The sequence below is a fragment of the Exiguobacterium aestuarii genome (assembly GCF_020171655.1).
GTDB classification, from domain to species: Bacteria; Bacillota; Bacilli; order Exiguobacteriales; family Exiguobacteriaceae; genus Exiguobacterium; species Exiguobacterium aestuarii_A.
Window position 1 is genome coordinate 900,984 of the sequence record NZ_JAIVAC010000001.1, and the last position, 13,934, is coordinate 914,917.

Annotated in this window: 12 protein-coding genes; 7 read left to right on the forward strand and 5 right to left on the reverse strand. The window is 46.0% G+C overall.

Annotated features, from left to right (window positions below; translation table 11 throughout):
* Window positions 1–84: 84 nt before the first annotated feature.
* The 7 genes from LCM29_RS04805 (at window position 85) to LCM29_RS04835 (ending at window position 7,149) form a co-directional block, all read left to right on the forward strand.
* A complete protein-coding gene (locus tag LCM29_RS04805; RefSeq protein WP_224861258.1) occupies window positions 85–642 on the forward strand; it encodes a DNA-3-methyladenine glycosylase I in 558 nt (185 codons plus the stop codon).
* Between the two features lie 120 nt (window positions 643–762).
* Window positions 763–2,250 (forward strand): sodium/proline symporter PutP, encoded by a 1,488-nt coding sequence (gene putP, locus LCM29_RS04810; RefSeq protein WP_318247816.1) that lies wholly within the window; start codon window positions 763–765, stop codon window positions 2,248–2,250.
* 112 nt (window positions 2,251–2,362) lie between these two features.
* Complete coding sequence (locus LCM29_RS04815; RefSeq protein ID WP_224861260.1) at window positions 2,363–3,505, forward strand: CapA family protein; 1,143 nt, start codon at window positions 2,363–2,365, stop codon at window positions 3,503–3,505.
* A 126-nt stretch (window positions 3,506–3,631) separates the two neighbouring features.
* On the forward strand, window positions 3,632–4,846 hold the full coding sequence (locus LCM29_RS04820) for an argininosuccinate synthase (protein ID WP_214875150.1): 1,215 nt from the start codon (window positions 3,632–3,634) through the stop codon (window positions 4,844–4,846).
* Complete coding sequence (argH, locus tag LCM29_RS04825; RefSeq protein WP_224861262.1) at window positions 4,839–6,227, forward strand: argininosuccinate lyase; 1,389 nt, start codon at window positions 4,839–4,841, stop codon at window positions 6,225–6,227. Before LCM29_RS04820 ends, argH begins: the two co-directional genes overlap by 8 nt.
* A 130-nt stretch (window positions 6,228–6,357) precedes the next feature.
* Window positions 6,358–6,888, forward strand: coding sequence for a biotin transporter BioY (locus LCM29_RS04830; protein ID WP_214692643.1), 531 nt, complete (start codon window positions 6,358–6,360; stop codon window positions 6,886–6,888).
* Between the two features lie 63 nt (window positions 6,889–6,951).
* Entirely contained in the window at window positions 6,952–7,149 is a 198-nt protein-coding gene (locus LCM29_RS04835; RefSeq protein ID WP_214692645.1) for a hypothetical protein, read from the forward strand.
* A 22-nt stretch (window positions 7,150–7,171) separates the two neighbouring features.
* Here LCM29_RS04835 and LCM29_RS04840 read toward each other — a convergent pair whose 3' ends face one another.
* From LCM29_RS04840 to LCM29_RS04860, 5 genes are all read right to left on the reverse strand, one after another.
* Window positions 7,172–8,020 carry a sulfite exporter TauE/SafE family protein gene (locus LCM29_RS04840; protein ID WP_214782636.1) on the reverse strand — a complete coding sequence of 283 codons (849 nt, stop codon included), beginning with the start codon at window positions 8,018–8,020 and terminating at the stop codon, window positions 7,172–7,174.
* Between the two features lie 69 nt (window positions 8,021–8,089).
* On the reverse strand, window positions 8,090–8,977 hold the full coding sequence (locus tag LCM29_RS04845; protein ID WP_224861264.1) for an alpha/beta hydrolase: 888 nt from the start codon (window positions 8,975–8,977) through the stop codon (window positions 8,090–8,092).
* 28 nt (window positions 8,978–9,005) lie between these two features.
* The gene (locus tag LCM29_RS04850; RefSeq protein ID WP_224861266.1) at window positions 9,006–9,788 is read right to left on the reverse strand and encodes an aminoglycoside N(3)-acetyltransferase; all 783 of its coding nucleotides are present in this window, start codon (window positions 9,786–9,788) and stop codon (window positions 9,006–9,008) included.
* A gap of 5 nt (window positions 9,789–9,793) precedes the next feature.
* Window positions 9,794–12,802 (reverse strand): AAA family ATPase, encoded by a 3,009-nt coding sequence (locus LCM29_RS04855; protein ID WP_224861268.1) that lies wholly within the window; start codon window positions 12,800–12,802, stop codon window positions 9,794–9,796.
* Entirely contained in the window at window positions 12,799–13,905 is a 1,107-nt protein-coding gene (locus LCM29_RS04860) for an exonuclease SbcCD subunit D (RefSeq protein ID WP_224861270.1), read from the reverse strand. The genes LCM29_RS04855 and LCM29_RS04860 overlap by 4 nt, the downstream gene beginning before the upstream one ends.
* Window positions 13,906–13,934 lie beyond the last annotated feature (29 nt).

Sequence of the window (13,934 nt, forward strand, 5' to 3'; positions counted from 1 at the left end):
CTCCATTCCCACACATTATACCCATACTTTCTAATCGATAACCGTTGAGACATGCTACACTTATGAAAAAAGGAGTTGATTGTGGTGGAAGAAACAATTCGCTGTCCGTGGTGCGGGTCTGACCCGCTATATGTCCGCTATCATGACGAGGAATGGGGTAAACCTGTCCATGATGACCAAAAACATTTTGAGTGCCTGACGCTTGAGAGTGCACAGGCTGGACTCAGCTGGATTACAATTTTAAGAAAACGTGAAAACTATCGCTCCGCATATGCGAATTTTGAGGTAAACGAAGTGGCTCATTTTTCAGAAGCAGACATTGAGAGACTGATGGCAAACAGTGGCATCGTCCGGAACCGCCGAAAAATCGAAGCCTCCATCAATAATGCGAAACAGTTCATGAAGATACAAGAAGAGTTCGGTTCATTCGATTCATATATTTGGTCGTTCGTTGATCATGAACCAATCATCAATGCATGGGAACGGCTTGAAGAAGTCCCCGCAACGACAGAATTGTCTGAGCGATTGAGTAAAGACTTAAAACGACGTGGATTCAAATTTTTAGGTCCGACCACGGTGTATGCCCACTTACAAGCAACCGGTCTCGTCAATGACCATCTTGCCTCTTGTGCATTTCGATAAGTTAAGACCAGCTATCAAAAATATCTTTACATCTCCCCTATTGTTGTGACAATATTTTGACAAAGTGATACTCTATCACTGAAAGCGTTTTCATATTTTTTATCTTTCGGGGGGATGTTGATGAACGGAATTTTAGTGTCCATTGTCGTATACATGGCACTGATGGTCTTACTTGGGATCATCGCGTATCGAAGAACAAGTAGTATTGGCGATTATATGTTAGGTGGACGAGCACTTGGTCCCGGCGTCGCAGCCTTATCGGCCGGCGCGTCTGACATGAGTGGATGGCTCTTGATGGGCTTACCTGGTGCGATGTATGCAACGGGAATCTCAAGCGGTTGGATTGTCATCGGGTTGACAATTGGCGCCTATTTGAACTGGTTGTTGGTCGCTCCAAGATTACGCATTTATTCTTACATATCGGATGATGCGATCACGATTCCAGACTTTTTTGAGAAGCGGTTTAAAGACTCAAAAGGGTTATTACGTTCTTTTTCTGCTGCCGTCACCCTCATCTTTTTCACGTTGTATGCGACGAGCGGGTTCGTTGCAGGTGGTCGACTATTCAATGCCGTCTTCGACATTGAATTCGTAACAGGTGTCATTATTCTCGCCTCGATCATCATTTTGTATACGTTCATCGGTGGTTTTTTAGCCGTTAGCTGGACAGACTTTGTTCAAGGACTCATCATGCTTTTCGCACTCATTTTTGTACCGGCAATCGCCATCATGGCGACAGATGGTGTGTCGAACGCATTAGATACGGTTCGGGATATCGATGAAGCGTTACTCGACCCATGGACGGGTCAATCGCTCATTGGAATCATTTCTTTATTTGCATGGGGACTCGGTTATTTTGGCCAACCACATATCATCGTTCGTTTTATGGCAATCGGGAAATTAGAAGACATAAAAACGGCACGTCGTATTGGAATCTCATGGATGGTCTTCACCGTCGTCGGGGCGATGGCGACCGGATTGTTTGGACTTGCCTATTACACGCAACAAGGACTGACAATCGATAATCCTGAAAACATTTTTATTAACCTATCGGATCTATTGTTCCCTGACCTAGTGACCGGTGTATTATTAGCGGCTTTACTCGCTGCCATCATGTCGACAATTTCATCACAATTGCTCGTCTCATCGAGTGCCGCGACGACAGACTTCTATCAAAAATTCTTCCGTAAGGACGCAGGAGACCGCGAACTCGTCATGGTCGGGCGAATCACAGTTGTTCTCGTATCGGTCGTATCAATTGTCCTTGCGCTCGATGCAGATGACACAATCTTGAACCTTGTCGGCTATGCTTGGGCAGGATTCGGTTCATCGTTTGGACCGCTCATTCTATTTAGTCTTTTCTGGAAACGGACGACTCGTCAAGGCGCTCTTGCCGGGATGTTGACTGGTGCATTTGTCGTTATCCTTTGGAAGAACTATGCTGCTTCACTATTTGGAACCTTCGGAACGCTCTATGAGATGATTCCAGCATTCTTCCTGTCTGCACTCGCCATTTATGTCGTTAGTTTGCTGACGCCTCCACCGAGTGAGGTCATTCAACGTGAATTCAACCGAATGCGTGACATGGTGAAAAAACATATCAAATAATCTTCTTGGCAGGTCATCTTGACCTGCCATTTTTATATACAAGGATTTTTCTAAATTTTTGACGAATAATATATAAATTGAGATTAATTCCATTTTGAAAAGGAGATTTTTGATGAAACCCTTTAAAACCATCTCTCATCTCACATTCGCTTCAAGCTTGATTCTGTTATTCAGCTGTGGTCAATCTTCTTCAACAAATCAAGAAACCTCAGTTGAAACCGAAGAGCCAATCGTTGAGACACCTGTAGAAGAGACCCCTTCCGAACCTGAGTCAACCGTCACGACGGCATCCATCTATGCCATTGGTGATATATTACTGCACGATTCGGTATACAATGCAGCCCGTGTCAATGACGGATATGATTTTGATCCTTCTTTCGAACAAGTCGCGCCGATTTTAGAACGAGCGGATCTCGCAATCGCTAACCAAGAGAGTATGATTGGCGGGAGCGAAATCGGGTTATCGAGCTATCCGGCTTTCAACAGCCCATTCGAGATTGGCGATGCTTTGCAACGTGCCGGAATTGATTTAGTCACGACGGCGAACAATCATACGCTAGATCGCGGGGTTCGTGCGATTGAGAATTCGATTGGTCACTGGAATGAAATCGGAATGCCTTACACCGGTTCCTTCTTATCTGCTGAAGATAAGGCAAACATCCGTACATTGACCGCGAACGAGATTTCCTTTTCCTTTTTAGCCTATACGTACGGAACGAACGGCGTGATTCCAAAACAGCCATACCACGTCAACTATATCGACCTTGAGCAAATGCGCCCTGAAATCGAGAAAGCAGAACAAACTACCGATTTGACCGTAGTATCCTTACATTTTGGAACAGAATACGAGACATTACCGAACGAAAGTCAGACTGAGCTTGCTCAAACTCTTTCAGACCTCGGTGTCGATATCATCATCGGTCACCACCCACACGTCCTACAACCACCGAAGATGCTTGAGGGAGCTGATGGCAATCAAACATTCGTCGTGTATTCACTCGGTAACTTCTTATCTGGACAACAAGGCGATGATCGAAATACGGGTGGGATCATCGGAATTGACGTTGTCAAAACAACAGAAGACGATGTTTCAACGTTCGAATTGAAAAATCCTATGTTTTATCCAACATTTACACAGAAATCATCAGAAGGACATTATGAAGTCGTCCCGTTACAATCAGCAAAACCCGAGCTCTTCTCTCCTGTCAGCGAACATATGTTGCAATGGTTACCAGAGCTAACAATCGAACAATGATGACCTCGAATATCTTTCGTGGTCATTTTTATTTTCAAAAAAAGGTTGCCACTTTAGGTATTATCCCTTACACTAATTCGTATATTTATAAATAAAAATTAATAATTATTCATAAGGGGTGCTTACATTTTGAAACAGAAACTCGTATTGGCTTACTCAGGCGGACTTGATACATCGGTTGCAATCAAATGGTTGGATGAACAAGGATATGATGTCATCGCCGTATGTTTAAACGTTGGGGAAGGAAAAGATTTAGAGAAGATTCAACAAAAAGCGATGAAAGTCGGGGCAAAAAAATCAATCGTCATCGACGCTGTCGATGAATTCGTGAGCGACTTCGCACGCTACTCGATGCAGGCGCATACATTGTATGAAGGTGTATATCCGCTCGTATCTGCTCTATCACGCCCACTCATCTCGAAAAAGTTGGTCGAAGTGGCACAAGCAGAAGGTGCAGTCGCTGTGGCCCACGGATGTACAGGAAAAGGAAACGACCAAGTTCGTTTCGAAGTGTCCATCCATGCACTCGATCCGTCACTTGAAATCGTTGCACCTGTACGGGAATGGAAATGGTCACGTGAAGAGGAGATTGCATACGCGGCAAAACACAATATCCCTATTCCAATCGTTCAAGAAGAACCTTTCTCTATTGATCAAAATATTTGGGGACGGGCGATTGAATGTGGCATTTTAGAAGACCCTTGGGCGGCACCGCCGGAAAGTGCTTATGAGTTAACAGCAGCACTTGAAGATACACCTCATGAACCGACATATCTTGAAATCGAATTTAAGAATGGGGTACCGGTAGCCATCAATGGGAAGAACCAATCGTTCACAGATCTTTTAAAAGAGTTGAATATCGTCGCCGGGGCGCATGGAGTCGGGAAAATCGACCACATTGAGAACCGTGTCGTCGGCATCAAATCACGTGAAGTATATGAGGCTCCTGGCGCGATGACGCTGATCACGGCCCATAAGGCCCTTGAGGCATTGACACTCGTACGTGAAGTGGCTCATTTCAAACCAATCGTCGAACAAAAATTGACTGAGACGATTTATAACGGACTGTGGTATTCACCTCTCACAAAAGCACTACTCGCATTCATCGATGAGACACAACAGACTGTCACAGGTACCGTTCGGATGAAACTCTTCAAAGGCCAAGCAATCGTAGACGGTCGTAAGTCACCGATTTCACTATATGATGAGGAGCTTGCGACATATACTTCGGCGGACACGTTTGATCAACAAGCCGCTGTCGGATTTATCAAGCTTTGGGGCTTGCCGACAAAAGTTCAGTCAGAGGTATTGATGGAAAAAGGAGCGTTCATTCATGAGTAAATTATGGGGAGGACGTTTTGAAAAGACGGCCAGTGATTGGGTCGATGCGTTCGGCGCCTCGATTGAATTCGACGCTCAACTCGTCCTTGAAGATTTAGAAGGTAGCATGGCACATGTGATGATGCTCGGAGACCAAAACATCCTTTCAAAAGAAGAAGTCACTCAAATCCTTGAAGGATTACAACAACTCAAGCAGAAGGCCATCGCTGGCGAGTTGGCGTTCGAAGTATATCATGAAGACATCCATATGAATTTAGAGGCTTTGCTTCATGAAGAAATTGGCCCGGTTGCCGGAAAAATGCATACGGCACGTAGTCGTAACGATCAAGTTGCGACAGACATGCATCTTTACTTGAAAGCACGTGTGAAAGAAGTGATTCAATTGATTGAATCACTTCAACGTGAGTTGCATGCACACGCTTCAGTAAACGTAGAGACGATTATGCCTGGCTATACGCATCTCCAACGTGCACAGCCGATCTCTTTGTCGCATCATTTGCTCGCCTATTTTTGGATGCTCGAACGCGACAAAGAACGCTTCTCAGACAGTTTGAAGCGAATTGACTGGTCTCCTCTTGGAGCCGGTGCGCTCGCAGGGACGACGTTCCCGATTGACCGAGCCCGTTCAGCTGAACTTCTCGGCTTTGACCGAGTCTATCCGAACAGCTTAGACGCAGTGAGCGATCGTGATTTCATTCTCGAATTCTTATCGAACGCGTCGATCCTCATGATGCACCTCTCGCGCTTTTGTGAGGAGTTGATTCTTTGGGCTAGTGAAGAATACCGCTTCATTACTGTGTCCGATACATTCTCTACCGGATCGAGTATGATGCCACAGAAGAAAAATCCAGACATGGCTGAACTCGTACGTGGAAAATCGGGACGCGTCATCGGAAACTTGATGGGATTGTTGACGCTTATGAAAGGACTTCCGCTCGCTTATAATAAAGATTTGCAAGAGGATAAAGAAGGCATGTTTGACACGGTTAAGACTGTTCAAGGCTCACTCAGCATTATGGCCGGGATGATGAACGAATTGACGTTCCATCCAGACACGATGAAGCAAGCAACAGAGCGCGATTTTTCAAATGCCACTGAACTTGCTGATTATTTGACGACAAAAGGTATGCCGTTCCGTGAAGCGCATGAAGTAACTGGGAAACTCGTCAAATACTGTGTCGATGAACGCTTATATTTACGTGAACTCCCAATGTCTGTGTTCCAAACACATTCTGACTTGATTGAAGAGGATGTGTATCACGCTTTGACCCCTGAACAAGCGGTCGCGCGTCGTAATAGTTATGGCGGTACAGGCTTTGATGCCGTTCGCGAACAGTTGAAAGAAGCTTCGGCATGTATGAATGTCATACCTTCTTCTTAATGACCCTTGTCTCAGTATGATTGCTGAGACGAGGTTTTTTTGTTGACCTAGACTCAAGAAATGACTTGCCAACTCTATAAACTCATGTTAACTTTTATATTGTTAACGTTAACTGAAAAGGGGTTTACATATGAAGATTCAAGATATGACTCAAATTGCCTTCGGGGCAGCACTTATCGCAAGTGTCGGTTTCATCGAAATACCGATCGGACCCGTTCCGATTACCCTTCAAACACTTGCCATCATGACAATCGCCGGCGTATTCGGTGCACGAAAAGGATTTTTGGCAGTCATCGTCTACCTCCTACTCGGCTTGATTGGCCTTCCCGTACTGAGTGGTCAAGGAGGTCTTGCTCCCTTCGTTGGACCAACCGTCGGATATTTAATTGGATTTCCAATCGCCGCTTTCTTCATTGGCTGGTTCAGCGAGCGGCATCGCTCCATCCCAGCATTGATTGGCTACAACTTGTTATTCGGTTTGGGGCTTGTATACCTACTTGGAAGCATCGGGCTCGAGATCGTTCTCGGTATGTCGTTCATTGATGCGCTCAAGGTGAATATCCCGTTTATTCTTGGAGATTCACTCAAAGCCGTACTTGCTGCGATCTTAGCTGTGAAAATTTCTCAGAACGTTCAAATTCGTCGTTCCTTAGCATCTTAAACGTTCGAACGTTTCGCCCGTTTCCATATGTGGAATAAATGAAGTATGGAAGGGGGTGTCCCTATGAGCGACTCGACGTTTAAAAAACGCTTACAAAAAGCGACCCACTTTTATCAACGCTCTGACAAAGGGCAACGTCAAGGAGTTGACAAGTCGTCTCATGAGAAACGTGACACAGAAGCATTTGAGCGCAGACTCCGCGAAGCAAAAGCGAAAGTTGGAGAGATTCAAGAAAACATTGACCATATCGCCAGACGTTAAAACCCCGTCCAAAGACGGGGTTTTATTTTTTGCGTGGTCGAATGATGAGCGTGATGATAAAGAGAAGCGCTAGTGTGACGAGAAGTATAAGTGAAGCTGTATTCCATCCGACTAAATTGAGCGCCACACTAAATGCGACCGTGACATAGAAGCCACCTAATGCTTTTTTGACATGTTGTGAACTGAAACGCTGTAACTGTTTGGCTCCGAACGGAGATCCAATCATCGCACCTGCGATTAATGCAAGTCCATGCCAGTAATTCGTTTCAGCACCTGCCACGGCATAGCTGATTACGCCTGAAATTACGATGAGGAGAGCTGCTGAAATACTCGTTCCGACTGCACGTTTCATTTCAGTGTTCAGTAGCTTGACTTGAAGCGGCGTCAATACAAAGCCACCACTTACCCCCATCAAAGAAGAGATAAATCCTGCAAAGACACCGATGATCCCAAGTCGTGGTACAGAAGCTGTCCCGACACTCCCTTCGACATGCTGTTTCGACCGGAAGAATGAAATCGCAAAGTACGTAAGTAACGCAATGTAGACGAGTGAGATGATCAGTGTCGCGCCGTCCACCCCTTCTAAGTAAAAGACGAGCGGAGTGGCAATCCAAGTCCCGACAATCCCGAACACACCAATCCATAACGCGTGTGACACGTTCACGTTTCGTAAACGAATGTGCGAGATTGTCCCTGCCGTCGTCGAACCGAGCGTCAACATGAGACTAAGTGCAATCGCCGCACTTGCTTCATAACCGAAAACAAGGAGGAGTGGCGTGAGCAAGATGCCACCACCGATTCCGAAGAAGCCGCTCAATATCCCGATCAATGTACCGAGCAAGAGAAACTGTAATAGTTGTAATAAGTCCATTTTGCACCCTTCTTTCATTGTTCTCGTTTGCAATCATATCAAAAAGGGGCGCCAATTGCGCCCCTTTGCTCACAATGATCGTTCTAGAAAATCGAAAATCTTTTGACGGTATTCGGTCTGGAATGATTGATACGATCCGACATGACCATCGTTTTCCGTCACCCATAGTTCGACACCATCCTGCGCGCTCGCAAGCTTTTCACTTTCTGAGACAGGAATCGCGTCGTCTCCTTTACTATGAATCAATAAAATCGGTGCCTCGATTGATTTGATATCTTGAATCGGTGAAACAACATCCGCATCCAGTCCAGTGAACCATGGGGTCACTGTCATGATGACGGGTGTGAATGGAATGTTCGGGAGATCACTCCATACGGGGAGATTTGTCTCAAGGTAGTTCCGTAAATCACTGAACGGACTGTCTGCGATGACTGCGGCTACCTCGACATCATCTGCCGTAGAGAGGGCCGTCGCCGCTCCCATGGAAATTCCGTAAAGTACGATCGGACCCTCTGATCGACCTTTTGCGTATTGGATGGCAGCTTGTAAGTCTGATTGTTCTTTCGCACCGACCGTTACCCGATCTCCTTCTGAAATCCCAGAACCACGAAAATCGAACGTTAAAAATTGATATCCTTGCTCATGAAACTCGGGAATCAACTCTTTTAACGGGAGATCCTCCTGTTCTCGGTTCTTTCCATACCCATGAGCAAATACGATTGTCGCACGTGGCGTAGGATGGGGAATCCACCACCCATACAAGTCATGCCCTTCTTCTGATTGAATGGTCACGTTCTCATACTTCAATCCAAGTGACTTCGGTGTGTACGTCAACGTCTCTCGCTCAGGTGATGTTAATTGGTCACCGATATGTGCCGAGATCCCACCGATTGCCAATCCGGCCACCAGTAAGATGACTAGAGTCACAATACTCAATAGTTTCATCCAACGATTCATCTATTTCTTCCCCTCGATTCTACATTCATTATCTTAACCAGCTTCGAAGTGCGATGAGCGCATGTTGCACTGGCTCCCATGTATTAGCTGGAATCAAATAGCACGTCGCCTCATTGATGGTAAACGTATGGACATCTTTCTGTTTGACGATATTTTCGCCGATTGCACCAAATGGATCACTATTTACATCTGTATGTTCGAACGTTCGCCACACGCGTTCGCCTTGTTCGATTACAGCACAACCGAACATTTTTGTAGGACCATCAATCCCATACTCCGCATAGTGCCAGAGTGTCGTTGCATCAAGTGGCGACCCGAGATGTAGAACACGTGCATTTCGTTCAATCATTCGCTCGATTGGTGAACCTGGACCGAAGCCGACGTCTATCGAGTGACCAGACACAATTGTTTTTGCCTCTTCACCCCATGCGGCGACTGACCACATCGGATGTGCACTTCGATAAACGTTCGGATAGTTCCGAAACAGTTCGGGGACACGCCCCATTCCACGGGTTGATGTCTTTTCTTTTTCATAAGGCGGCATTTCGGCACGAATCGTCTGCCACCACTCAACCGGAACAGGCGGTGCCTCCCATTCAGCCGGATCTGAATTGTCTCCGGTTTGGGTCGCCATCATGAGAAGTCCTGATGGCCCCACCACTTCTTGCAGTGCCTCGATTACAGTCTGCGCACCTCCACATACCCATCCGAGTTTTGAAAGCGAGGTATGAACAAACAAAGACTCTCCTCGTTGAATTCCTGCTTCTTTCAAATGATTGATGAGACTTGACTTCGTCACCATCTGTTTCATTTCGATCACTCCACAATCAGCTGGATCGTTGACCCGCTTCTAGATTTTTTCACTTCGATTCGGGCATCGACGCGATCTTTCAATTCTTGAACATGACTGATGACCCCGACAAGTCGACCTGTCGCCTGAAGCGACATCAATAATTCGATTGCCTGGTCTAAAGATTCGGCATCAAGCGTCCCAAATCCTTCATCGATGAGCATCGTTTCAAGACTCACACCCCCGCTCAACTGTTGCACCACTTCTGCTAGACCAAGCGCGAGTGAGAGAGACGCTTTAAAACCTTCCCCTCCGGAAAGGTTTTGTACACGGCGTGATTGACCGGTGTACGCATCGAATACGAGAAGTTCAAGTCCGGACTTAGCATTCCCTTTTGCCGTCTCCACTTTTCGCTCTAGTCGAAACTGACCGCTTGTCATCTGGTCCAAATGAATGTTCGCCGCATGTAAAATCTGGTCGAAGAACGCCGTTTGTACGTATGTTTCAAACGTCATTTTTTGCGGATTGATGCCTTTTCCGGTTTCTGCAATCAACTTGATGGTTTCTAACTTCTGTTCTTCACGTGCTGTGTCCTTACGAAGCGTATTCCACTCGGAAACGATTTGCCGATGTCTAGACAAGGCTTCTTGTGAGGTGATGAGGTGTTCTGATGCTCGCTCGTATAGTTCCTGGGCTTCGTTCACCTTCGTTTCAATTAACTGAAGGTCAGGTTGTGCTACATTTCCTAATTTCCCCTCAATCATCTGGATGCGGTGTCTTAACCGGACACCTTCCTCTTCTTCACGTTGTAAGTTCACGCGGATATTCGCACGCTGATCGATTCGATCAGCTAGTTGTTCGTACCGCTCTTTGTTCAACTGTGCGACTTCTAATTGCTTATTCCAGGTCGTCTTTTGTGAATCGTATTGCTCCATCGCATCAGAAAGCTGTTGCCGCAATAGAGTAAGTCGCTCTTCTTCTTTCCACGTTTCCTTTTTGACGATTTCAAAGTCATGGTCGAACGCTTCAATTTTTTTCGTAAGTATGGCGAGACGATGTTGTCGATTTGTCCGCTCGGTCTGTAACTCTTCTAACGTTGTTTCCTCTGTTTGACCGAGCGCGTTCAGTTTTTGCTGTATCGCTTCGAGTTCTGTGAGGACACGTTGACGTTCTTCAAATTGGTTACGTCGCTCTTCTTCAAGTTGTCTCATTTCACTGGTTAATTGACGAAGCGTTCGTTCATTCTCGAGACGCGTTCGCTCTTCACGTTGTAGACGATCCATATGCGCTTGCCATTTCTTGACTTCTTCTGATAATAATCCATCCACCTGAATATCTTTCGAAACCTCATTAAATTCTCGTCGTGCCTCTTCAAGCTGAGAATGGAGCGAACGATAATCGGATCTCGCTTCAATCAATTGAGTCGTCAATTCCTCAAGACGTGCCTTCGCCTCCACTTCTTTTTCCATAGATTCAAGCAAGTCTTCGAACTGTGGAACATCATGGTGACGTGAACCACATACTGGGCAAGGCTCACCTTCTTGAAGGGTTTCACTCAGTTGTCTTGCCGCATTCATTTGTTCTTGTTGTTTGTATTTCGTCATCATTTCTTGCTGGATGGCATGCAGTCGCTGCACTTCTTTTCCGGACCGCTCACAAGTGACGAGCTGATTTGATAACTCATTCACTTTTGTCTCAAGCTTGACCAAATACATTAATCGGTCGACATATCGCTCCGCATCAACTGCACGTTCTTCAGGTTCAATCGACAACGTTCTCACTAATTGTTGTTCGTGGACTTGAAGTTCTTGGAGTCGAGCCTCTTTGGAAAAGGCATTTAATTCCTTCGCACGTTTCGTCAGTTGCTCACGTAATGTCACGTATTCCGCGCGCTCTTTCATTCGCGGTAACATCTCATCAATTAACCGAAGTCGCTCTTGAAGGGATAAGATTTCTTGTTTATTCTCTTCAATTGCAGATTGCTGCTCCGATAGTGAAGATTGCTTTTGTTGTAATTGTTCGAGTTTTTTAGAAGATGCTTGTTCCTCCACCGTCAGTCGTTGCACATGTTTCTTCATTTCTAATAATCGGTCATAGACTGGACGAATGTTCGCTGCTGCCTCTAAACGTTGCAACAACTCGTGACGTTCGTTTCGTTCTGTCTCGCCTTTTAAAAATAAATCAAGAGCTTGCAAGGTTTCTTGCTGTTCTTGAAATAAACTGACAAGCGCTTTCGCTTGTTCTAATTCGGTACGCGCCTGTTCGAGCTTCTTCGAATGATCCTGTTTCTGTTCTGTTGCGGACTCAACAGTTGTGATCAAACGTTGTTCGCGCTCGTCTAGCCACTGATGGATCACATCAATCGATTTCGTCGAAACCTCTTCGATTGCTTCATCTTCGAGCTCTAGTAACTTGAGACGGGTTCGCTCGACCGCCCATTCGACTTGTTTCCGGTATGTGCTGAGACGTTCTGCCCACTTCTCCTGGAAAGCACGATACGCCTCCGTCTTGAAAATAGATTGCAAGATTTGTTGTTTCTCATTTGAGTTCGAATCGAGCAATTGTCTAAATTGGTTTTGAGGGAGTAACAAGATTTGACTGAATTGTTCATATGAAAGTTGTAAAATCGACTCGACTTCCTCTTGAACCTCGTTCACTTTTGTCGCGATCGGCTTCCAACCATCCTCCCATTCATAAAGAACGGCCTCATGTGGGATTGGTGTCTTGTTTTTCGGGTGAGGTTGTTGAGGTTGTCTCACGATTCGATAGTGGTCACCGCGAATCGTAAACGAAAAGTCGACCTCCGTCTTCAACTCAGGTTGTGCGAATTGACTTCTGAAATCACTCGCATTGCGAAGCGTCCCGCTGGCCCGTCCGTATAATGCGAACGTCATCGCATCAAAGATGGTTGTCTTCCCTGCACCCGTCCGACCACTCACGACAAACATCGAGCGACCAACTAATTGTGTGAAGTCAATCGTTTCTCGTTCCGCATACGGTCCGAATGCTTGAATCTTCAATTCGACCGGTCTCATCTGACATCACCTTCTTCAATCATTTGTTTGACGGCATCCGAGGCCGTTCGGTCGTGTACAGCTTCAAAGAACTGTAGATACACCTCTTCGACGGATTGTCGTTCTAGCGTTTCCCGTTCAAATGTGGACGTCTGTTCTTGGCGTCGTAACAGCTCCAGTTCAAGATGAAGAATATTCGGATAAACGGTCCGAAGCTTTGCCATCGGATCAAAAAGTGCTTTGTCATCGGTCAACACGATTTTCAAATAATCATCGGTTTGTTGTTGTTGATAAAACGAAGGTGCGAGTAACTCATCCAACGTTCCTGCGAGCTGTCTCATGTCCCGTTCTGGCGTCAACGTTCGACGTCTACGCTTCCAGTGTCCGTCCCATTCCAAAATATCTACCGATTTCTCATGATTGACCTCAGAGAAAGAATATTTCATGAGAGAACCACTGTATGCAATCCGTTCTGAATGGATTGCATCACGATTATGTAGATGTCCAAGAGCCGTGTATGAGAACGGGTCATAGAGCCCTTTCGCGACCTGTCCGGCGGTACCGACCGATAACTGGCGCTCCGAGTCGGTCTCAAGTCCTCCTGCGACAAAACTATGGCCCACTGAGACCGCATTCTTCTCAATCGGTCCATATGCTTCAATGACAGCCTCTAATGCGTCATGGTGCGTGCGAATCGTTTCGTTCCCTAATATGTGCCGTACACGTGCCGGCTCAAGAAACGGGATTGGGTAAAACGGAATCCCGGCCACTTCAAGCGGACCAGCTTCTGGGTTTAATTTACCAACGATATGTAATCCTACTTGTTTCAACAATTTTGAACTATAGTCGAGACGCTCCGCTGAGTCATGATTTCCCGCGATAGCGACGACCGGGATTTCTCGCTTCAACACCAACTCTCGCCACATCTCATCGAGCAAATCGACAGCCTCGACGGGTGGGACGGCCCGGTCATACAAATCACCTGCAATGATGACTGCATCTGGCTTCTCCTCATCGACGATTTGTAAAAACGAATGGAATAAAATATTTCGCTGATCTTCTGTCATATGACGACCATGAACAATCTTACCTAGATGCCAATCGGCCGTGTGAATCCATTTCATCACGTATCACCTCTCTTTCTTATTCTAGC